At 70.5% G+C, this 21783-nt stretch carries 21 protein-coding genes; 16 read left to right on the top strand and 5 right to left on the bottom strand.

The features are described 5' to 3' along the window. The first annotated feature begins 45 nt into the window (after positions 1–45). The 7 genes from DIE02_RS03415 to DIE02_RS03385 are packed head-to-tail and all read left to right on the top strand — an operon-like array spanning position 46 to position 7368. Entirely contained in the window at positions 46–798 is a 753-nt protein-coding gene (locus DIE02_RS03415) for an SDR family oxidoreductase (protein ID WP_124485774.1), read from the top strand. Continuing rightward, entirely contained in the window at positions 789–1400 is a 612-nt protein-coding gene (locus DIE02_RS03410; RefSeq protein ID WP_044848165.1) for an HAD-IIIA family hydrolase, read from the top strand. The genes DIE02_RS03415 and DIE02_RS03410 overlap by 10 nt, the downstream gene beginning before the upstream one ends. Then, positions 1397–2608, top strand: coding sequence for a glycosyltransferase family 9 protein (locus tag DIE02_RS03405; protein WP_124528768.1), 1212 nt, complete (start codon positions 1397–1399; stop codon positions 2606–2608). Before DIE02_RS03410 ends, DIE02_RS03405 begins: the two co-directional genes overlap by 4 nt. Positions 2609–2611: 3 nt before the next feature. Beyond that, entirely contained in the window at positions 2612–4357 is a 1746-nt protein-coding gene (locus DIE02_RS03400; RefSeq protein WP_124528766.1) for a carbamoyltransferase C-terminal domain-containing protein, read from the top strand. A gap of 2 nt (positions 4358–4359) precedes the next feature. Continuing rightward, positions 4360–5355, top strand: a complete 996-nt coding sequence (locus DIE02_RS03395) for a glycosyltransferase family 2 protein (RefSeq protein ID WP_124528764.1) — start codon at positions 4360–4362, stop codon at positions 5353–5355. Further along, positions 5352–6428: a glycosyltransferase family 9 protein gene (locus tag DIE02_RS03390; RefSeq protein WP_124521679.1), complete on the top strand. Its 1077-nt coding sequence runs from the start codon at positions 5352–5354 to the stop codon at positions 6426–6428. The genes DIE02_RS03395 and DIE02_RS03390 overlap by 4 nt, the downstream gene beginning before the upstream one ends. Continuing rightward, positions 6418–7368 carry a glycosyltransferase gene (locus tag DIE02_RS03385; RefSeq protein ID WP_124528762.1) on the top strand — a complete coding sequence of 317 codons (951 nt, stop codon included), beginning with the start codon at positions 6418–6420 and terminating at the stop codon, positions 7366–7368. Before DIE02_RS03390 ends, DIE02_RS03385 begins: the two co-directional genes overlap by 11 nt. A gap of 26 nt (positions 7369–7394) precedes the next feature. Here DIE02_RS03385 and DIE02_RS03380 read toward each other — a convergent pair whose 3' ends face one another. Then, entirely contained in the window at positions 7395–8477 is a 1083-nt protein-coding gene (locus tag DIE02_RS03380; RefSeq protein WP_124528760.1) for a sigma-54-dependent Fis family transcriptional regulator, read from the bottom strand. 348 nt (positions 8478–8825) lie between these two features. Here DIE02_RS03380 and DIE02_RS03375 point away from each other — a divergent pair, with 348 nt between their 5' ends. Then, on the top strand, positions 8826–10193 hold the full coding sequence (locus DIE02_RS03375) for a sigma-54 dependent transcriptional regulator (protein WP_044843358.1): 1368 nt from the start codon (positions 8826–8828) through the stop codon (positions 10191–10193). A 17-nt stretch (positions 10194–10210) separates the two neighbouring features. On the opposite strand, the gene DIE02_RS03370 is transcribed toward DIE02_RS03375, so the two are convergent. Then, positions 10211–11134 (bottom strand): glycosyltransferase family 2 protein, encoded by a 924-nt coding sequence (locus tag DIE02_RS03370; protein WP_124485781.1) that lies wholly within the window; start codon positions 11132–11134, stop codon positions 10211–10213. Further along, positions 11113–11820 (bottom strand): PIG-L deacetylase family protein, encoded by a 708-nt coding sequence (locus DIE02_RS03365; protein WP_124528758.1) that lies wholly within the window; start codon positions 11818–11820, stop codon positions 11113–11115. The genes DIE02_RS03370 and DIE02_RS03365 overlap by 22 nt, the downstream gene beginning before the upstream one ends. A 103-nt stretch (positions 11821–11923) precedes the next feature. On the opposite strand from DIE02_RS03365, the gene DIE02_RS03360 reads away from it, so the two are divergent. After that, positions 11924–14230 (top strand): ATP-binding protein, encoded by a 2307-nt coding sequence (locus DIE02_RS03360; protein WP_124528756.1) that lies wholly within the window; start codon positions 11924–11926, stop codon positions 14228–14230. A 73-nt stretch (positions 14231–14303) separates the two neighbouring features. On the opposite strand, the gene DIE02_RS03355 is transcribed toward DIE02_RS03360, so the two are convergent. Next, positions 14304–15350 (bottom strand): UDP-glucuronic acid decarboxylase family protein, encoded by a 1047-nt coding sequence (locus DIE02_RS03355; protein ID WP_044843362.1) that lies wholly within the window; start codon positions 15348–15350, stop codon positions 14304–14306. Further along, entirely contained in the window at positions 15350–16666 is a 1317-nt protein-coding gene (locus tag DIE02_RS03350; protein ID WP_044843363.1) for a glycosyltransferase family 1 protein, read from the bottom strand. The genes DIE02_RS03355 and DIE02_RS03350 overlap by 1 nt, the downstream gene beginning before the upstream one ends. Positions 16667–16908: 242 nt before the next feature. Here DIE02_RS03350 and DIE02_RS03345 point away from each other — a divergent pair, with 242 nt between their 5' ends. From DIE02_RS03345 to DIE02_RS03315, 7 genes are all read left to right on the top strand, one after another. Next, complete coding sequence (locus DIE02_RS03345; RefSeq protein ID WP_044843364.1) at positions 16909–17331, top strand: BON domain-containing protein; 423 nt, start codon at positions 16909–16911, stop codon at positions 17329–17331. 25 nt (positions 17332–17356) lie between these two features. Continuing rightward, positions 17357–18385, top strand: a complete 1029-nt coding sequence (locus DIE02_RS03340) for an SDR family oxidoreductase (RefSeq protein ID WP_124528754.1) — start codon at positions 17357–17359, stop codon at positions 18383–18385. A gap of 38 nt (positions 18386–18423) precedes the next feature. Continuing rightward, the gene (locus tag DIE02_RS03335) at positions 18424–18723 is read left to right on the top strand and encodes a DUF2795 domain-containing protein (protein ID WP_044843366.1); all 300 of its coding nucleotides are present in this window, start codon (positions 18424–18426) and stop codon (positions 18721–18723) included. A gap of 67 nt (positions 18724–18790) precedes the next feature. Further along, entirely contained in the window at positions 18791–19357 is a 567-nt protein-coding gene (locus tag DIE02_RS03330) for a hypothetical protein (protein WP_124528752.1), read from the top strand. A gap of 127 nt (positions 19358–19484) precedes the next feature. After that, the gene (locus DIE02_RS03325) at positions 19485–20342 is read left to right on the top strand and encodes an SDR family oxidoreductase (RefSeq protein WP_044843368.1); all 858 of its coding nucleotides are present in this window, start codon (positions 19485–19487) and stop codon (positions 20340–20342) included. 28 nt (positions 20343–20370) lie between these two features. Next, positions 20371–20985 (top strand): DUF4142 domain-containing protein, encoded by a 615-nt coding sequence (locus tag DIE02_RS03320; RefSeq protein WP_124528750.1) that lies wholly within the window; start codon positions 20371–20373, stop codon positions 20983–20985. 59 nt (positions 20986–21044) lie between these two features. After that, a complete protein-coding gene (locus DIE02_RS03315; protein WP_044843370.1) occupies positions 21045–21656 on the top strand; it encodes a DUF892 family protein in 612 nt (203 codons plus the stop codon). Positions 21657–21783 lie beyond the last annotated feature (127 nt).

The following is a 21783-nucleotide window of genomic DNA, read 5'->3' as shown; positions in this document are numbered from 1 at the left end:
GACAAGTGTCAACGCCTCGATATTCCGGACGCTTACAGGAGGTGCATGTTGAACGCGACTCACGATCCAGCGCGAGCGTCGCTCGCCGGTCGCACCGCGCTCGTGACGGGCGGCGGTCGCGGCCTGGGCGAGGCCATCTGCGAGGAACTGGCGCAACACGGCGCACACGTGATCGTTGCCGATCTCGACGGCGATCGCGCGGCGGCCGTCGCGCAGCGCCTCGAGCGGCATGGCGGCCGCGCGGTCGGACGGCCGCTCGACGTACGCGACGAGGCGTCGGTGCTGCAGGTCATGCACGACGCGCGCGAGGCGCTCGGCGACGTCGACGTGATCGTCAACAACGCGGCGATCGACGTGACCGCGCCGATCGACGACGTCAGCGTCGCCGCCTGGCAGCAGGTGATGATGACCAACCTGTTCGGCCCGTACCTGATGTGCCACGCGGCCGTGCCGATGATGAAGGCCCGCGGCAGCGGCCACATCGTCAACATCGCGTCGACCGCATCGAAGCGCGCATGGCCGAATGCGTCCGCGTATCACGCGACGAAGTGGGGGCTGCTCGGGTTGTCGCATGCGTTGCATGCGGAGCTTCGGCCGGCCGGCGTGAGCGTGTCGGCGATCGTCGCGGGCGGGATGCGCACGCCGTTCCTCCTCGATCGCTTCCCCGACATCGACGTGGACACGCTGCAGCCGCCGGAACACGTCGCGGCGGCCGTGCGTTTCGTGCTGACGCAGCCGCCGGGCACCGTCGTGCCGGAACTGATGGTGCTGCCGATGAAGGAGACGTCATGGCCGTGAGTCGCGCGCGACGGCTGCCCGGCGCGGTGCTGCTCGACAAGGACGGCACGCTGCTGGAGGACCTGCCGTACAACGTCGACCCCGCGCGGATGCAGCTTGCGCCGGGCGCCGCGCGCGCATTGCGCACGCTCGGCGCGACGGGCATGCCGATCGCGGTCGTGTCGAACCAGCCGGGTGTCGCGCTCGGCTACTTTGCCGAATCGAAGCTTGGCGCGGTCCGTCAGCGTCTCGCCGAATTGTTCGAAGCGAACGGCGCGGTGCTGGCGGACTTTTTTTATTGCCCGCATCACCCGGCGGGCAGCGTGCCGCGCTACACCTGCGACTGCATCTGCCGCAAGCCGCGCCCGGGGATGGTGCGCCGCGCGATCGCCACGCTCGGCGCGGTCGCCGAGTGGAGCTGGATGATCGGCGACATTCTCGACGACGTCGAGGCCGGCCGCGCCGCGCGCTGCGGCACGATACTCGTCGACCGCGGCAACGAGACGCAATGGCGGCTCGATGCCGCGCGCACGCCGCACCATGTGGTCGACCGGCTCGACCTCGCCGCCGACCTCGTCGCGCGCGAGGCCGTGCGCCGCCACGGCTCGTGGGTGCGGCGATGAGCGCCGCCTGGGATCGCGCGCGGCGCATTCTGTGCGTGCGCCTCGACAGCCTCGGCGACGTGCTGATGACGACCCCCGCGTTGCGCGCGCTGAAGGAGAGCGGGCGCGGCCGCCGGCTCACGCTGCTGACGTCGCGCACCGGCGCCGCGCTGGCGAAACACCTGCCGATGGTCGACGACGTGTGGACGTACGACGCGCCGTGGGTCAAGCATCCGGACGTGCGCGGCGATCCGGTCGTCGATCTCGACATGATCGACCGGCTGCTGGCCGGCCGCTTCGACGCGGCCGTGATCTTCACCGTATACAGCCAGAGTCCGTTGCCGGCCGCGATGATGTGCTGGCTCGCGGGCATCCCGCTGCGGCTCGCGCATTGCCGCGAGAACCCCTACGAACTGCTGACCGACCGCGTGCCCGAGACCGAGCCGGATTCGCGCGTGCGCCACGAAGTCGCGCGCCAGCTTGCGCTGGTCCGCGCGATCGGCGCGAAGACGTGCGACTGGCGCATGGCGTTCGAGCCGGGCGATGCGGCGCGACGCGCGCTGCACTCGCGCTTGCGCGCGGCGCTGCTGCGCATCGGCGGCCCGCGCCGGCCGGCGCCGGCGCACACGCGCTGGCTGGTCGTGCATCCGGGCGCGAGCGCGGCGTCGCGGCGCTGGCCGGCCGAGCGCTTCGGCGACGTGGCCGCGCGGCTCGCGCCGCTGTTCGACGGCATCGCGGTGACGGGCGGCGCCGACGAGCGCGCGCTCGTGGATGCCGTGTGCGAACGCGCGGGGCCGCGCGCCGTGCCGCTCGCCGGCGTGCTGCCGCTCGGCGAGCTCGGCGCGCTGATCGAGACGGCCGACCTGCTGCTGACGAACAACAGCGGCCCCGTGCATCTCGCGGCCGCGCTCGGCACGCCGGTCGTCGATCTGTACGCGCTGACCAATCCGCAGCACACGCCGTGGCGTGTGCCGCACCGCGCATTGAACGTCGACGTGCCGTGCCGCAACTGCTACCGCAGCGTGTGCAACCAGCCCGGCCATCCGTGCCTGCTCGGCGTGAGCGTCGACGATGTCGTCGAGGCGACGCACGGCTTGTTGCGCCGCAGCGCGCGCCATGCGCAACACGCGGCCGCGCGCGCCACCTTGCACGCTGCCGAGCCGGTCGCGGCGAACGCGTCGAGCGTGTCGAACGTGATTCCGTTCGCGCAAGTCATCACGAGGACCTGACGCATGCCTGCTCCGACCTATACGCTCGGCATCAATGCCGCCTTTCACGACAGCGCCGCGTGCCTCGTGCGCGACGGCGCGGTGATCGCGGCGGCCGAGGACGAACGCTTCACGCACGTGAAGCACGCGAAGCGGCCGGTGCCGTTCTCGACTTGGGAGCTGCCGTTTCACGCGATCGACTATTGTCTGGCGGAAGCGGACATCGCGCTCGCGGACGTCGACCATGTCGCATATTCGTACGATCCGTGGCTCGAACTGGACCGTCACGGCGACGCGCCCGAGCTGACGCTGCCGCTCGCGCCGTCCGCGCATGCGCGGCGTGCCGACGGCGCATCGCCGTGGCATCCGTTGTTCCTGTCGTCGATCGTGAACGCGCCGCGCCAGCTCGCGGGCGGCGCGCCGCACCACCTGCAGCGGCGCTTTCGCGGCGTCGCGCACGACGGGCCGTTTCGCTGGCATTTCATCGAGCACCACCTCGCGCACGAGGCGAGCGCGTTTCTCGCGGCGCCGTACGAGCACTGCGCGGTGATGACGATGGACGGACGCGGCGAACGCGCGACGACGAGCTACGGCGTGTTCGACGGCCAGTCATACCGGCGGCTCGGCCAGGTCAACCTGCCGCATTCGCTCGGCCTGCTGTACGAGCGCGTGACGCGCTACCTCGGCTTCCTGCATTCGTCGGACGAGTACAAGGTGATGGCGCTCGCGTCGTACGGCAAGCCGGTGTTCGCGGACGCGATGCGCAAGCTGGTGAGCTACAACGGCGACGGGCGCTACGAGGTTGCCGACGGCGATCTCGTCGCGCTGTTCGGCGCGCCGCGCGAGCGCGGCGGACCGATCGAGCCGCATCACTGCGACATCGCGCATGCGCTGCAGCTGGTGCTCGAGGAAACGACGCTGCAGGCGGTCGACTGGCTCGCGGCCGAGAGCGGCGAGCAGCAACTGGCGATGGCGGGCGGCGTCGCGCTGAACTGCGTGATGAACGCGAAGATCCGCGATCGCGGCCCGTTCGACGACGTGTGGGTGCAACCGGCGGCAGGCGACGCGGGCACCGCGCTCGGCGCCGCGCTGTGGACCGATTTCCGGATGCGCGGGATGCGCGGCGACTGGCGGATGGATCACGCGTATCTCGGGCCGTCGTACGGCGACGATGCGATCGAGGCGTTCCTGAAGGAAGCGCGGCTGCCGTACCGGCGGCTCGCGGACGTCGCCAGCCAGACGGCCGCGCTGCTCGCGGCAAACCGCGTGATCGGCTGGTTCCAGGGCCGCATGGAGTTCGGGCCGCGCGCGCTCGGTGCCCGCTCGATCCTCGCGTCGCCGATCGATCCGGACATGCAGCGCAAGCTGAACCGGATCAAGGATCGCGAGGACTTCCGGCCGGTTGCGCCGGTCGTGCTAGAAAGCCACGCACACCACTGGTTCAACGGCGGGCGGCGCACGCCGCTGCGCGCGCCGTTCATGCTGTTCGTGTACGACATCGCGCCCGGCGCCGAGGCGACGATTCCGGCGGTGCGCCACATCGACGGCACCGCGCGCGTGCAGACCGTCGACGCACACCAGCATCCGCTGCTGCATGCGCTGCTGTCCGAGTTCGACGCGCTGACCGGCGTGCCGGTGCTCGTCAACACGTCGTTCAACACGCGCGGCGAACCGATCGTCTGCACGCCGCGCGACGCGCTCGAGTGCTTCTGGACTTCGCCGCTCGACGCGCTCGTGATCGGTTCGTTCCTGCTGGAGAAGCCGAGGTGAACATGCGCGACACGCAACTGCCGCCGGTCGTGTCGGTCGTCGTGCCGACGTACCGGCGGCCCCGCCTGCTCGAACGCTGCCTCGACGCGCTGTGCGCGCAGGTGTTCGATCCGACCACCTACGAGATCGTCGTCGTCGACGACGACCCGGCCGGCAGCGCATGGGAAACCGTCGACGCGTGTCGTGCGCGCATGACCGACGTGCCGGTGATCCGCTACATGACCGCGCCGGATACGCAGGGGCCGGCGGGCGCGCGCAACATCGGCTGGCGCAGCGCGCGCGGCGCGCTGATCGCGTTCACCGACGACGACACGATTCCCGATCCGACCTGGCTGCGCCACGGCGCTGCCGCGCTGCTGGCCGAACCGTCGGCGGCGGCCGCGGCCGGGCGCATCGACGTGCCGTTGCGAGCGCGCCCGACCGACCACGAGCGCGACGCGGCCGGCCTCGCGCATGCGGAATTCGCGACCGCGAACTGCTTCGTGCGGCGCGCGGCGCTGGAGCGCGTAGGCGGGTTCGACGAGCGCTTCACGCGCGCATGGCGCGAGGACGCCGACCTGATGTTCGCGCTGCGCGAGCACGCGGGGCCGATCGTCGGCGTCGATGCCGCGCGGATCGTGCATCCGGTGCGTCCCGCGCGCTGGGGCGCGAGCATCGGCCAGCAGTCGAAGGTGTATTTCGACGCGCTGCTGTACAAGAAGCATCGCGCGACCTACCGGCGTCATATCCGCGCGATGCCGCCGTGGAATTACTACGCGGCCGTGTTGTTCGCGCTCGGCGCGCTCGGCTGTTTCGCGGCCGGATGGCGCGTGCCGGGCATCGCGTGCGCGACGGCCTGGGCCGTGATCACGGCCGCATTCTGCGCGAAGCGGCTGCGCGGCACGCGGCTCACGCCGTCGCATGTCGCCGAGATGATCGTCACGTCGATCGCGATCCCGCCCGTGTCGCTGTACTGGCGCGTGCGCGGTGCGCTCCACTTCCGGGTGTTCTTCCTATGATGCTCGAATCCGTTTCGTCGTCCGGTCCGATGCGCATCGCGGTGTTCCGCGCGCTGCAGCTCGGCGACATGCTGTGCGCGGTGCCGGCGCTGCGCGCGCTGCGGCGCGGCGAGCCGGATGCGCGCATCACGCTGATCGGCTTGCCGTGGGCGCGCGAGTTCGCATCGCGCTTCTCGGACTACATCGACAACTTCATCGCGTTTCCCGGCGCGCCGGGCCTCGGCGAGCAGCCGGACGCCGAGCCGGCCGCGCGCGAGGCGTTCGTCGCGGAATGCCGCGCGCGCGACTTCGATCTCGCGATCCAGCTGCACGGCAGCGGCGTGCAGACCAACGCGATCGTCGCGTCGCTCGGTGCGACGCGCACCGCCGGTTTCGTGCCGCCCGACGGCGGCACGACCGCGCTCGACTGTGCGCTCGTCTGGCGCGACGGCGAGCCCGAGGTCACGCGCTACCTGGCGCTGACCCGCAAGCTCGGCTATCCGGACTGGGGCGACTACCTGGAGTTTCCGCTGGGCGGCCTCGACTACGCGCTGTGGCACGTGCTGTGCGACGAGCATGCGCTCGATCCGGGCCGCTACGTGATCGTTCATCCGGGCGCGCGGATGGCGTCGCGGCGCTGGCCGGTCGAGCGTTTCGCGAGCGCGGCACGCCAGCTCGCGGACGACGGCTGGCAGATCGTGTTGACCGGCACGCGCGCGGAACTCGCGCTGGCCGGCGCGTTCGTCGAACATCTCGCGCGGCCGTGCGTGAACCTGTGCGGGCGCACGCCGCTCGGCGCGCTGGCCGCGCTGATCGGCCGCGCGCGGCTCGTGCTGTGCAACGACACGGGCGTGTCGCATGTCGCGGCGGCGTTCGGCACGCCGAGCATCGTCGTCGCATGCGGCAGCGACACGGCCCGCTGGGCGCCGCTCGACGCCGAACGCCATCGCGTGCTCGCGCACTATCCGGCCTGCCGGCCGTGCGCGTTCGACACCTGCCCGTACGGGCACGAGTGCGCGACGGCGATCGGCGTCGACGACGTGATGGAGCGGGCGGGCAAGCTGCTCGCGGAGGAGAGACGTCATGTCACGTAAGCGCTTGCGCGTGCTCACCTGGCACGTGCATGGCAACTATCTGTATTACCTGTCGCAGGCGCCGCACGATTTCTACATCATGACGAAGCCGCAGCATCCGCCCGGTTACGCGGGTCGGGTCGGGCACCTGCCGTGGGGCGACAACGTGTACGAGGTGCCCGTCGAGTGCGTGCGCGACACCGAGTTCGACTGCGTGCTGTATCAGCATCACAATCACTACGCGCACGACCGGTTGCGGCTCCTGAGCGACGCGCAGCGTGCGTTGCCGGCGCTGTTCGTCGAACACGATCCACCGCGCGAGCACCCGACCGACACGCTTCACCCCGTGCAGGACCCGAACGTGTTGCTGGTTCACGTGACGCCGTTCAACGCGCTGATGTGGGACAGCGGCGTCACGCCGACGCGCGTGATCGAGCACGGCGTGCTGCTGCCCGACGGTGTCGAGTATCGCGGCACGCTGCCCAAGGGCGTGACGGTCGTGAACCACCTCGCGCGACGCGGGCGGCGTCTCGGCGCCGACCTGTTCGAGACCGTGCGTCACAGCGTGCCGCTCGATCTGGTCGGGATGGGCTCGGCCGAACTCGGCGGCATCGGCGAGGTGCCGAATCCGGCGCTCCCGCAGTTCCTGTCGCACTACCGCTTCTTCTTCAATCCGATCCGCTACACGAGCCTCGGGCTCGCGGTGATCGAGGCGATGATGATCGGGCTGCCGATCGTTGCGCTCGCAACGACGGAGATGGCGCAGCTCGTGAGGAGCGGCTGCAACGGGGTCGCCGATACGCGGCCTGCCGTGTTGATCGACGCGATGCGCATGCTGCTCCGCGATCCGGATCTCGCGCGCGAGTGGGGCGCGGCGGCGAAGCGCGACGCGTGCGAGCGGTTCGGGATCGAGCGGTTCGTGCGCGAGTGGGACAGCGCGTTGTGCGACGTCGCGGCGTAGACCGGGCGGCCGCCGGCGCGGCCCGCTTACGGGTTCGTTGCGCCCGGCGGCATGCCCGCGCTCGGGCTGCCGGCCGCACCGTCGGCACCGGCGGTGCCGCCGGCGCCGCTTGCGCTGCTCGCGGCGGGCGTCGGCGCAGCCGCGGCGCTCGCCGCGTTGCGCTCGTGTTCGGGCAACAGCGCGAGCCGGTTGTACAGCGTCTTCAGGCTGATGCCGAGCGCCTTCGCGGTGCGCGGCTTGTCGCCGTTGAAATGGCGCAGCGACGCGACGATGAAGCGCTGCTGCGTATGCGCGAGCGTCGTGCCGATATGGAGCGTCATCGCGTTGTGACGCACCTCCTCGCGCGGCGGCTGGCGGCGCGGCAGCTGCAGTTCGATCTGCTCGTCGGCGAGAATGAACGCGCGCTCCAGCGCGTTGCGCAGCTCGCGCACGTTGCCGGGCCACGTATAGGCGCGCAGCGCCTTCATCGCCTGCAGCGACAGACGCTTGCGCGTGCGATGCCGTGCATTCAGCCGCTCGACGATCTGCAGCGCGATGTCGCCGACGTCGTCCTCGCGCTGCCGCAGCGCGGGCACGTGCAGCGCGATCGTCGCGATCCGGTAGAACAGATCCTCGCGCAGCCGGCCGCTGCGCACGGCCTCGACCGGATCGTGATGGGTGGCCGCGACGATCCGCACGTCGAGCGGAATCGCTTCGTGACCGCCGACGCGCACGATCGTGTTCGTCTCCAGCGTGCGCAGCAGTTTCACCTGCAATTCCGCCGGCATTTCCGCGATTTCGTCGAGAAACAGCGTGCCGCCGCGCGCGGCTTCGAACATGCCCACATGTTGCGCGATCGCGCCGGTGAAGCTGCCTTTTTCATGTCCGAACAAATGGGATTCCGCGATGTCCTTCGGAATCGCCCCGCAGTTGACGGGCACGAACGGCCCGCGCCGGCGCGGGCTCATGTCGTGGATGAGCCGCGCGACGATGTCCTTGCCGGCGCCGCTCTCGCCGACCACCAGGACGCTGACGCGCGTCGCGGCGACACGCGCTACCTTCAGCAGCAGGTCCTGAATCGTTGGCGAGCGGCCGAACAGCCGCGCGCCGTCATCGTCGGATTTCGACATGAGTGTATCGAGTTGGAAGTATTGACCGAAACCGTCGAGGAGCAGGCGAAAAAATGACCGCCACGCATCATTTTTTCATGTGGAAAGCATACCTTTTATGCCCGTTTCGCCGGATTGAATCTGGCAATGCTGTGGTCGACGACAGATAGATTTGTTCGATGATCGGCGAAGGCACGACGCACTTCTTCTATACTTCTAGGCACGCGTTTGTCACTGCAGGACAGCTAATTTGCTCATTCGTGTGCGGTGCGGATGTGCCGCCGGGTTCCGGCGTCGTACCCCGCATCGCACGCCCGCCGCGGTTTCGGCCGACGCCTTGCGCCCGGGCCGCACCCACCAGGAGCTTCGATGCCTTATGTCCTGATCGTCGAAGACGACGCCGATACGCGCACGATGCTCGCGACCCTCGCGCAAGCGCAGCAGCTTGCATGCGACACGGCCGCGACGCTCGAAGAAGCGCGCACGCTCGTCTCGACGCACACTCCCGATCTCGTGTTGTGCGATCTCGTGCTGCCGGACGGCAACGGCATGGATCTGTTCGACGCGTTGCCGAAGCGCGCGCATTGCGAAATGGTGCTGACCACCGGTCACGCGAGCCTCGAAACCGCGATCGACGCATTGCGGCGCGGCGCGACCGACTATCTGGTGAAGCCGATCAACATGCAGCGGCTGAACAGCATCTTCGCGCGCGTGCCGCGCACCACCGCACTGCATGAGGAAATCGCCGAACTGCGCTCCGAACTGAAGCGTCTCGGCCGCTTCGGCCGGATGCTCGGCAGCTCGCCCGCGATGCAGGCCGTCTACGATGCGATCGGTCGCGTCGCGCGCACCGAGGCGTCGGTGCTGCTCACCGGCGAGTCGGGCACCGGCAAGGAACTCGCCGCGCAGACGGTGCACGACCTGAGCCTGCGCCGCCGCGGCCCGTTCCTCGCGGTGAACTGCGGCGCGATCGCCGCGAATCTCGTCGAGAGCGAGATGTTCGGCCACGACCGCGGCAGCTTTACTGGCGCCGAGCGCCAGCACAAGGGCTTCTTCGAACGCGCGGACGGCGGCACGCTGTTCCTCGACGAAATCACCGAGATGCCGGTCGAATCGCAGGTCAAGCTGCTGCGCGTGCTGGAAACCGGGCGGCTCACGCGGCTCGGCTCGACGCGCGAGATCGACGTCGACGTGCGCATCGTCGCGGCGACCAACCGCGATCCGGAAGCCGCGATGGCCGACGGCAAGCTGCGGCCCGACCTCTATCACCGGATCAACGTGTTCCCGATCCCGCTGCCGTCGCTGAGCGAGCGCGGCGACGACATCCCGATGCTCGCCGACGCGTTCCTGCAGCACTACAACGAGGAAAGCGGCCGCAATCTGCGCTTTGCGCCCGCCGCGCGCGAAGCGCTGAAGTCCTACGCATGGCCCGGCAACGTGCGCGAGCTGCGCAACTTCGTGCAGCGCGCGAGCATCTTCGCCGACGCGGACGTGATCGACACGCTGCCGCCGCCGATCATGGACGAACTGTCGAACATGGTCGACGCGCACGAGGATCGCGTGACGGTGCCGTTCGGCACGCCGCTCGAGGAAGTCGACCGCAAGCTGATTCTCGGCACGATCGCGAAATGCGGCGGCGTGAAGGCGCAGGCGGCCGAAGTGCTGGACGTGAGCCTGAAGACGATCTACAACCGGCTCGCGCAACTGGAAGACGAAGCGGAAAAACCGGACTCCTGATGTCGTGCCGGGCGCGCTCATGCGCGCCCGCCCGCGCGGCGACGCGCGTCGTCGTCGAGCCGGCGGCGCATGCGTTCGACGTGCGGCGGCAGCGCGCACCGTTCGCGCAGGATCCACGGCAGGCCCGCGAAGGCGGGCACGATGCCGCGTTCGCGCCACAGGCGCGGCAGCATGCGGACGGTATGCGCGAGCGCGGCGCGGGCCGGCCATCTGAGCCACGCGGTCCACACCGCGTTGCGGGCGGACACGCTCGCGCGCGTCTGCACGTCGCGTTGCTTCGAAGGGTAATGATGAACCGTCAGACGCGGTGCATAGACGAGCCACGCGCCCGCGCGATACAGATCGAGCGCGAGCAGCGCTTCCTCGCCGCCGAGGAAGTAGCGCGGATGATAGCCGCCCGCGGCCACGAACGCGTCGCGCCGGAATGCGCTCGCGCCGGCCAGCAGCCCGAGGATCGGGCGGCCCGGCAGCGCGACGGGCGCATCGAGCGGGCTGTCGGCCATCAGCCGGCAGGTCGGGTCTTCGCGCCGGTCGGGGCCGACCAGCACGCGCGCGGTGACGGCCGCGACATGCGGGTACGCATCGAGCAGGTTCGCGGCTTCGGCGAGCGAGCCGGGCGCCCACCACGTGTCGTCGTCGCAGAACGCGACGTGGCGCGTGCGGGCGACGGCCGCGCCGAGGTTGCGGCCGGCGGCCCCGAGATTGGCCGGCGCATGCACCAGCGTCGCATGAGGAAAGCGGCTGTGCATGAGCGCCGCGGTCGCGTCGTCCGAGCCGTTGTCGACGACGACGATCGCCGGCCGGTCGGGCAGCGCGGAGAGCCGCGCCAGCGTGCGCGCGAGCTCCATCGAGCGCCGGCAGGTCAGCACCACCGCGGTCACGCGTGGTTCGCGCGGCGGCAGCACGACACGCGCGGGCGTCACGCGGACGTGCCGTCGCATTCGAGCCGCCAGTATGTTTCGGGTTCACGGAGATCGGCACGCATATGAGGCTCCAACAGCGCAATCTGGCTCGCATACGCGGCGGCGGCGGCGGCCTTCGCAGCCGCCGTGTCCATGCCGTTGCCGGCCGGCGCGCCGACCGGGTGGCCGATCCAGCCGTGCTCGCGCCAGCCGGTCACGCGCCGGGCCATCAACCCGTCGATCCGCCGGTACGGCACATCCTCGTAGAAGCGCCACACGCGCGCTGCGTCGCCGGCCCGGTCGTGATCGCGCAGCAGCGCCAGCACGGCCTGCTGAACCTGCAGGTGATCGCGATGGAACAGGCCGGCCGGCGCCAGCACGCCGAAGCCCGGGTGCGCGTCGATCACGTCGGCCACGCGCGCGGCGATTGCCGCCGACGCGGCCGGCGTGCCGTACTGGTCGTCGAGGAAGTCGAGCCAGACGGGCCGCGCATCGAGCAGCGCGAGCGCATGACGGTCCTCGTCGCGGCGCCTGCGCATCGCGTCGTCGGCCGTGCGGAATCCCGCGCGACGGTCCCACGGCGGCGCGGCCGTACCGTGTTCCGGAATGCCCGCGAACACCGTGACGACGACCGAGCCCGGTGCCTGCGCGAGCAGCTGCCCGCAACTGAAGACGGCGTCGTCGAGGTGCGGCGAGACGACGAGCCAGCGTGTCGGAGCGGTCATGGTATGAAGGTCTCCCAGGTCAGCACAGGCGGCCGAGCAGGTGACGTGCCCGTCCGGCTGCGCGTGGCCGGCTGCCGCCGGCGGGTCGGCAGGAGCGTGTCCGATGTTTGAATTTGCACGGCCGCAGGTCGGAAATTACGCAACCGCCGTGATGTTCGTCGCGATCGCCACCGTGCTGCAGGCGCTGGCGATCCGCTTCGGCGGCGTGAACCTGTCGCTGATCCTGTACTACCCGATGCTGGCCGGCGCGGCCTGGGTGACGTCGTTCCTGTTCGGGATCGTGTCGACCGTGGTCAGCGGGCTGCTGATCTGGACGCTGTTCCTGTCCGATCCGGCCGCGTACACCGGGCCGCTGTCGGCCCGGCTCGTGCAGCTCTTCGTCTTCCTGCTGGTCGGCATGCTGGTCTGCGCGGGCGCGGCGATGCTGCACCACGCGCGGCTCACGAACGACGTCGCGCGCCGGCGTGACACGGCCGCGCGGCGGCAGCTCGAAGCCGTGCTGCAGTCGCTGCCGCACGGCGTGATCGCGACCGACGGGAAAGGCCGGGTGACTTACCTGAATGTGGTGGCGGCCGAGCTGGCAGGCTGCGGCGTGGACGAGGCGACGGGCCGGCCCGTGAGCGACGTGCTGCGCCTGTTCGATCACGACGGCCGGCGCGTGCAGGCCACGCCGCTCGAGCGGGCGCTCGGCGGCGTGCATGCGTTGTCCGACCGGCACTGGCTGCACGGCGCGGCCGGCAGCACGCCGGTGCCGATCGCCGAGGCGGCGGCGCCGATCGCCGATGCGGACGGCAACATCGACGGCGCGGTGCTGCTGTTCTGCGATGCCGGCGTGGCGCGCGCGCGCGCCGACAAGTCGCGGCTGCAGCTCGCGGTCGTCGAGGCATCGCCGGACGCGATCGTCGGGGTCGACGGCCAGGGCCGCATCGTCAGCTGGAACCCGGCCGCGCAGCGGATCTTCGGGTACGACGAGTCCGAGGCCTACGGGCGCCCGTTCGAATCGCTCGTCGCGATGCGCTGGCTGCAGCGCAATCCGTTGGCCGAAACGTTCGACGCGATGCGCGAACCGGTCGGCCCGCTCGAACTGCTGTGCGTGCGCCGCGACGGCCGGCGCTTTCGCGCAACGGTGTCCGCATGCCCGGTGCGCGGCGACCTGCGCGCCAGCGTCGCGCTGTCGCTGACGCTGCGCGAGACCGGCGCACAGCGCCGCCGCGACCTGCGCGCGCACCGCTCGCTGCAGGGCGCGCGCGACGCGCGCGACCAGGCCGATACGTCGAACCGCCTGAAGGACGAATTGCTCGCGACCGTGTCGCACGAACTGCGCACGCCGCTGAACGTGATCTACGGCTGGGTCGAGGTGCTGCGCAATTCGCGCGAAGAAGGATTGCAGCAGCAGGCGATCGACGCGATCGATCGCAGCGCGCGTTCGCTCACGCGCATGGTCGGCGACATCCTCGACGCATCGTCGCTCGCGACCGGCAAGCTGCGGATCGATTCGATGCCGGTGGACGTGGTGCGCCTGTTCGCCGATGCGACGGGCACGTTCCAGACGGCCGCGTCGTCGGCCGGCATCGCGCTCGAATTCGACTGCGCCACGTCCACATGCGTGGTGTCGGGCGACGCGGAGCGCTTGCGGCAGATGCTGTCGAACCTCGTGTCGAACGCGCTGAAATTCACGCCGGCCGGCGGCGCGGTGACGGTCACGCTGTCGCGCGACGCCGGGCACGCGATGCTGACCGTCGCCGATACCGGGCAAGGCATCGCGCCGGATTTCATCCCGTACGTGTTCGACATGTTCCGCCGCGCGGACGAGTCGCCTGCCTCGTCGCGGCGCGGGCTCGGGCTCGGCCTGTCGATCGTGCGGCATATCGCCGAGCTGCACGGCGGCACGGTCAGCGTCGCGAGCCCGGGCCGCAATCGCGGCGCCACGTTCACCGTGACGTTGCCGGCCGGCTGGCAGCCGGCGGGGGCGATGGCGTGGAGCGTCACGCCGGACGACGTCGCGCGCGGTACGCCGATGCTCGAGTCGCAGCGCATCCTGATCGTCGACGACGACCCGACCACGCGTGCGAGCCTGACCGCCGCGCTGGCGACGCTCGGTGCGGTCGTCGCGGTCGCGTCGTCGGGCCGTGACGCGCTCGCCATCGTCGCGGAGGTGAAGCCGACCGTCGTGCTGTCCGATCTGGCGATGTCCGACGGCGACGGCTTCTGGCTGCTCGATGCGTTGCGCCGCGGCGGCGCGAACGGCGGCAGCCCGCCCAACCTGCGCGTGCTCGCGGTCACCGCGCACGCGGGCCTCGGCGACGAACGCCGTGCGCTCGAAGCGGGCTTCGACGGCTATCTGTGCAAGCCGGTCGACGTGCGCGAGCTGGCCCGCCGGATCGCGCGCGTGACGACGCGCGACGGCTGACGCGCGTCGGCCGATGCGCGGCGCCCGTCGCCCCGGGCGCGCGACGACGCAGCGTCGTGTCACGTCGTGCCGTTCACGTCGCCGCCCCCGGCCGGTTCCGTGTGCTGATCTGCGCGAGCATGTGCGACGCGATCCGCGTGCTGCGCACGAGATCGCCCGGCGTGTGATTCGCGACCTGCCGATGGATGAAATACCGCGCGGTATGCGCGAGCCCGCTCGCGAGCGGCGTCGTCGCGCGCCAGCCGAGGCGCCGGTGCGCGGCGTCGAGATCGGGCCGGCGCTGACGCGGATCGTCGGACGGCAACGGACGGAACTCGATCGCGACCGTCGCGCCGACGATCCTCACGACCTCGCGCGCCACGTCGATCATCGCGATCTCGTCGTCGCTGCCGAGGTTCACCGGCTCGCAGGCGTCGCCGGGTTCGTCCATCAGCCGGATCAGCGCATCGACCATGTCGTCGACATAGCAGAACGAGCGCGTCTGCCTGCCGTCGCCGTAGACGGTCAACGCTTCGCCGGCCAGCGCCTGCGTGATGAAGTTCGACACCACGCGCCCGTCGGCCGGATGCATGCGCGGCCCGTACGTGTTGAAGATCCGCGCGATCCGCACGTCGACGCCGTACTGGCGGTGATAGTCCATGAACAGCGTTTCCGCGCAGCGCTTGCCTTCGTCGTAGCACGCGCGGATGCCGATCGGGTTCACGCGGCCGCAGTAGCGCTCGTCCTGCGGATGCACGTCGGGGTCGCCGTACACTTCGCTCGTCGATGCCTGCAGGATGCGCGCCTTCACGCGCTTCGCGAGGCCGAGCAGGTTGATCGCGCCATGCACGCTGGTCTTGGTCGTCTGCACCGGGTCGCGCTGATAGTGCACGGGGGACGCCGGGCATGCGAGGTTGTAGATTTCATCGACCTCGACGTACAGCGGAAACGTCACGTCGTGCCGCATCAGCTCGAAGTTCGGCGCATCGCGCAGGTGCGCGATGTTGTCCTTCGCGCCCGTGTAGAAATTGTCGACGCACAGCACGTCGTGCCCGGCCGTCACGAGGCGTTCGCACAGATGCGAACCGAGAAATCCGGCGCCGCCGGTGACGAGTACCCGTTTGCGATCGTAGCCCTTCATCATGCATTCTCCTTGCGGTGGGCGAGTACGCCCGGCGTGGTCGCGACGGGCGTGCGGCGGCTGCCGGCCGCCGTGCCGGCACGTTGCGGATGCGCGACGTCGCGGTAGATGTCGACGAGGCGGTCGGTCACGCCGCGCCACGTATAGAAGCGGTGGGCGCGCAGGTAACCGGCCCGGCCGAGCGCATCGCACAGCGCCGGTTGCGCGCGCAGCTGCACGAGCCGCCCGGCGAGCGCGGCCGGGTCGCGCGGCGGCACCAGGTAGCCGGTGACGCCGTCGTCGACCGTCGTGCGGATGCCGCCGACGTCGCTGCCGATCACCGGCGCGGCACATGCCATCGCCTCGACCGGCGTGATGCCGAACGGCTCGTACCACGGCGTCGTCACGAAGACGTCCGCCGCGCTGTAGTACAGGTGCAGCGCGTCGCGCTCGCGCCGGCCCACGAACGTCACGCGTTCCGCGATGCCGGCGTCGTGCGCGAGCGCGGCGAGGCGTGCGAGTTCCGGATCGCGCGCCGGGTCGGGCGTCGCGTGGCTGCCGCCGACGATGTAGAGCCGCGTCGGCCGGTTCGGGTCACGTGGCATCCGCGCGAGCGCATCGATCACGGTGTCGATGCCCTTGCGCGGCACGAGCCGCCCGAGCTGCAGCACGACGAACGCATCGTGGGGCCAGCCGAGCCGCGCACGCGCATCGACGCGCGGCACCGGCCGGAATTCACCCGCATCGAACCCGCAGGGCACGATCTCGATGCGCGCGGCATCGGCGCGATAGTGCGTGGTCAGGTCGAGCGCATCCTGCGGGCACTCGGCGATCAGCCGGTCCGAGCGGCGCGCGAGCGTGTCCTCGATCGCGAAGCGTTCGTCGGGGAAGCCGTCGGCCGCGCCCTGATGCAGCCGGCGCACGCGGCCGAGCGCATGGAACGTCATGACGAGCGGGATCCCGAGACGCTGCTTCACGCGCAGCGCGGCCTCGCCCGACATGAAGAAGTTCGCGTGCATCACGTCGACGGGGTCGGGCTCGCGCCGCATGCGCGCCGTCATGTAGTCCGCGAACGCACCCATGTACGGCAGCAGCCGTTCCTTCGGCACGGCAGCGGGCGGCCCGGCCGGTACGTGGATCACGCGCATGCGCGGGCCGATCTGCACGACTTCCGGCAGGTGCGGATCGTCGCAGCGGGTGTAGACGTCGACGTCGAGGTCGCGCTCGGCCAACTGCTTCGCGACGTTCGCGACGTAGATGTTCTGGCCACCCGCGTCCACGCCGCCGATCACCCCCAGCGGTGACGCATGTTCACTGATCAACGCGATTCTTTGCATGGTAGTGCTCCCGAGGTCGGGGCCCGCGCCGGCGAGCCCCGTTGCGTCCCTCTGCGGCAATCGCCATGCCCGTCACTTTGCGGGCGGCACGCCCCGCCCAGGTGCCGAAAAAATTACAACGGGTTGGATGAAAGGGCGTCCGATCGGTGGGCCGAGCGGGGATGCGGCCGGTTGCGCGCGGCACGCGATTTGCGACACCCGGACGTCCGCCGGCCACGCCGGCCTCACGATAGGAGGTCACGATGAAGGTATTCCCGCTGCAAGCCCGCGCACCGCGATTCCGCCGTCATCCCGCCAGCCGTCTCGGCATGGCGGTCGCGATCGCCGCGGCCACCGCCTGTATCGCCGTCGCGCCGAACGTGTTCGCCGCCGGAGACGACGGCTCGGCATCGTCATCCATGTCGTCGTCGTCATCGTCGTCGATGACGCATTCGAGCACCGGCACGAAGATCCGCGACGCGACCATCACGACCAAGGCGAAGGCCGAGCTGGTCGGCACGAGCGGCCTGTCGGCCGGCGACATTCACGTGAAGACGCGTCACGGCGTCGTGATGCTGACCGGCAGCGTGCCGGACGAGCAGCAGCGCACGCAGGCCGTCGGTGTCGTCAGGCAGATCGACGGCGTGCAGGACGTGCGCGACCAGCTGACCATCCGCCCGAAATAACCGGCCCCGCAGAAGGAGTCCAGTGATGAACTGCATGCTCAAACCGGTCGGCGAGCAGACGATCGTGATCACGGGCGCCACCAGCGGCATCGGCCTCGTCACCGCGCGCAAGGCGGCACGGCGCGGGGCGAAGCTGGTGCTGTTCGCGCGCAACGCGGACGCGCTGAACACGCTGTGCGAGGAAATCCGCCAGCACGGCGGCCTCGCAGTGCCGGTCGCCGGCGACGTCGGCATTCTCGAGGACCTGCAGCGCGCGGCCGCGACGGCGGCCGATACCTATGGCGGCTTCGACACCTGGGTCAACAACGCGGGCGTGTCGATCTTCGGCACGGCGGCGGCGGTGCCGCTCGAGGATCAGCGCCGGCTGTTCGACACCAACTACTGGGGTGTCGTGCACGGCTCGCTCGTCGCGTCGGATCATTTCCGGCGCAAGAGCGATTTCCACGGCGGCGCGATCATCAACATGGGCAGCGAAGCGTCCGACGCGCCGGTGCCGCTGCAGAGCGCGTATGCGGCATCGAAGCACGCGGTGAAGGGTTTCACCGATTCGCTGCGCCTCGAGCTCGAGTCCGATCGCCTGCCGGTGTCCGTCACGCTGATCAAGCCGGCCGCGATCGACACGATGTTCGTGATGCACGCGAAGAACTACATGAATGTCGAGGCTCGGCTGCCGCCGCCGATCTACGACCCGGAGCTCGTCGCCGACGCGATCTTGTTCGCGGCGGCGCACCCGCGCCGCGCGCTGTTCGTCGGCGGTGCCGCGAAGCTCACGTCGGCCGGCGCGTATCACGCGCCGCGCCTGTTCGATCGCATCGCGGCCACGCTGTTCTCGCGCGGCCAGCGCACGGTGCGCCCCGCGCGGCCGCGCGACGACAACGCGCTATACGAGTCCCGCCATGCGCTGCATGAGCGCGAAGGAATGGACGGGCCCGTGCTGCGCGCTTGCGCATACAACGCGGTGGTGCAGCGGCCGAAGGTCGCGGGCGCGGTCGCGCTGGGCGCGGCGGCGCTGATGGTTGCCGCGTTCGCGCGGTCGCGGCGCGCCTCGACGTAATGGCGTGCCTTTCCGTTTTTCATTCGAAGGAGGTTTCCATGTCATCCCGACAACATACGGGCCACGAATACAGCCACGCGCGCGCGCATGAAGGCGAGCGCGAGCAGCAGGATCACGACAAGGGCGGCCACCAGAGCGGGCACGGCAAGGCGCCGAGCCCGGTCGACGTGCAGAAGGCGCTGAAGGGGATGGACTATCCGGCGAGCAAGGCGGAGGTGGTCGAGTGCGCGGAGCGCTCGCATGCCGACCCGCGCGTACTCGACATGCTCAGGCAGATCCCCGACCGGGAATACGGCACGCCGGCATCGGTATCGAAGGAACTCGGGCGGCTGATGTGAGCGCCCCCGCGTCGCGTCGCGCCCGCGCTCGCGTGTGCGGCACCCTACGGCCACGAGGAGCACGACCATGGCGATGATCGTCGCAGGCCGCTTCACGACGTTCGATGAAGCGGAAGGTGGGGCGCGCCACCTTTACGAGCGCGCGTTCGGCCCGGACGACGTGTCGATCTTCTTCCTGAACCCGGGCGGCCAGCACGCGCGCTTTCCGATCGGCGGCGACGTGTATGCCGATACGGCCGCGAAGCCCGGCGGGCGCGGCGCGCTGGTCGGCGCGCTGCGCGGGCTGCTGATCGGCGCGATCGTCGGGCTGATCGTCTATGCGTTCGGCGTGCGCTACTGGTTCGTGCCGGCCGCCGGTGCGCTCGCCGGTGCCTATCTCGGTGCGTTCGGCGGCGCGCTCGGCCGGATGCGCGGCGAGCAGGCCGAAGGCAAGGGCGCGCTCGCGAAGACCGAAACCGGCGTGATCCTGGCCGCGCGCGTGACGTCGACGACCGCGGCGACCGCGGAAGACGTGCTGCGTGCGACCGGTGCGCAAGCGATCGAACGTGTCGAAGGCGACTGGCAGGACGGCGAATGGCGCGACTTCGATCCGGTGCGCCGGCCGGACTGCACGACGCAGGGCACGCCGCGCTGAGCATGCCGTTTCTGCACGCGCTTGCAACGCGGCGCGCGGCGCGCGGGCATCGCGCGTGCACCGGGCCGGGCCGCCGCGCGGCATGCCGCTTGCGACGTCTCGCCGACACCCGTTCAAGGAGGAACCCATGACGACGGCAAAGACCCTGCCACCCCAGGAACAGGCCCGGCAGCCGGGCACCGAGCGGGACATGCATCCGAAGCCGCGCGACGAGGCGGCCGACTACGTCGGCAGCGGCAGGCTCGCCGGCAAGGTCGCGCTCGTGACGGGCGGCGACAGCGGGATCGGCCGCGCGGTCGCGATCGGTTTCGCGAAGGAGGGCGCGGACGTCGCGATCGTCTACCTGAACGAATCCGACGATGCCGCGCACACGAAGCGCTTGATCGAGCAGGCGGGGCGGCGCTGCGAGGCCATCGCTTGCGACGTCGGCGACCGCCGGCAGGCGCGCGACGCCGTCGCGCGCACGGTCGAGCGCTTGGGGCGCCTCGACGTGCTGGTCAACAACGCGGGCGAACAGCATCCGCAACCGGGCATCGAGGACGTGACCGAGGAGCAGCTCGAGCGCACGTTCCGCACGAACGTGTACGGCATGTTCTTCTGCACGCAGGCCGCGCTGCCGCACATGAAAGCGGGCGGGCGCATCGTCAACACCGCGTCGGTGACCGCGTATCACGGCAGCCCGAAGCTGCCCGACTACTCGGCGACCAAGGGCGCGATCGTCGCGTTCACGCGTTCGCTGTCGATCGAGCTGGCCGAGCGCGACATTCGCGTGAACGCCGTCGCGCCGGGGCCGATCTGGACGCCGCTGATCCCGTCGACCTTCACCGCCGAACAGGTCGCGACGTTCGGCTCGAACGTGCCGCTCAAGCGGCCGGGGCAGCCGGACGAGCTGATCGGCTGCTATGTGCTGCTCGCGTCGGACGGCGCGAGCTACATGACGGGACAGACCTTGCATCCGAACGGCGGCTCGATCGTCGGCGGGTGACGACTCCCGCCACACCAGGAGAAAGCGCATGAAACAACCCAACTGGACGATCGCGGCGCTCGCCGCGGGCGTACTCGCCATGGCGGGGCTCGCGCAGGCACAGGCGCCGAGCGAGCCGCCCGCGTCGAATTCGCATGTGCCGGGCGGCGTGATCAACCCGTCGTCGGGCGCCGCCGGCGCGGGCGATCCGGGCATCGCGAAGGCGCCGCAGCGCGGCGATGCGGAATTCGTCGACAAGGCCGCGCTGGCCGGCAAGGCCGAAGTGCAGGCGAGCCAGCTCGCGTTGAAGCAGGCGCAGTCGCCGGACGTGCGCGCGTTCGCGCAACGCATGGTGGCCGACCACGGCAAGGCGAACGCGAAGCTCGACGAGGTCGCCGCACGCGCGGGCATGAAGCCGCAGGTCGAGCAGATCCACGACCCGGACGTCGAAGCGCTGCGCGGCAAGAGCGGACACGACTTCGACACGGCGTATGTGGCCGCGGCCGGCCCGGACGCGCACAAGAAGGCGGTCGCGCTGTTCGAAGACGAGGCGCGCGGCGGCCAGGACGCGCAGCTGCGGGCGTTCGCGACCGCGGCGCTGCCGACGCTCAGGCATCACCTGAGCATGGCGGAAGCACTCCAGCGCAAGGTGGGCGCGCAGTAACGCGTGCCCGGTTCAACCCCAGGGCCGCGCGGGCGGCCCGTTTTTTCGGAGAAGCAGTCATGGGCCAACGGCAATCGAAGCACGAAGGCATCCTGGCGTTGCTGTGCCAGGCATACGAAACCGAGCTCGGCGGCGCGAAGATCTACGAGGCCGCGCTCAAGTGTGCGACCGACGAGGACCTGCACAAGGAATGGGAGAAGTACCACCGCGAAACGATGCATCACCAGGAAGTGCTGCGCAAGGTATTCGACACGCTCGGCCTCGATCCGGATACGCAGTCGCCGGGGCGCGCCGCCGTGGCGGCAACCGGCAAGTCGCTCGTCCAGGTGATCGAGCAGGCGAAGAAGCAGGCCGACCCGGCGGTCGCGCAGATCGTCGCGGCCGAGTGCGTGGTGCTCGCCGAGACGAAGGACCACCTGAACTGGGAGCTGATCGGCTATGCGGCCGACCAGCTGCGCGATCGCGACGCGGCGAAGGCGCTGAAGGCCGCGCACGACGAGGTGGAGGCGGACGAGGACCATCACCTGTATCACACCCGCGGCTGGGCGCGCGAGATGTGGATCGACTCGATGGGCTTCAAGGCGGTGCTGCCGCCGCCGGAGGAAGTGAAGAAGGTCGAGTCGGCGGCCGATGCGGCGCGGGCCGAAAAGTCGCGCGGCAAGATGATGTGACGCTGCCGGTCGGGCAGCCGGGCGACGCCGCTCGCGCGGCGTGCCCGGTTGTCACCCGACCCTCAGGGGCGTTCGCTTTCCACGCCGTCCGTCACGCGTGAACGGTTGCAGGCGCAACCATGCCGCC

Source organism: Burkholderia sp. Bp8991 (genome assembly GCF_003853795.1).
Classification (GTDB): Bacteria; Pseudomonadota; Gammaproteobacteria; order Burkholderiales; family Burkholderiaceae; genus Burkholderia.
The sequence above is the reverse complement of the archived record's forward strand: the minus strand, read 5'-3'. Positions and strand labels throughout refer to the sequence as shown.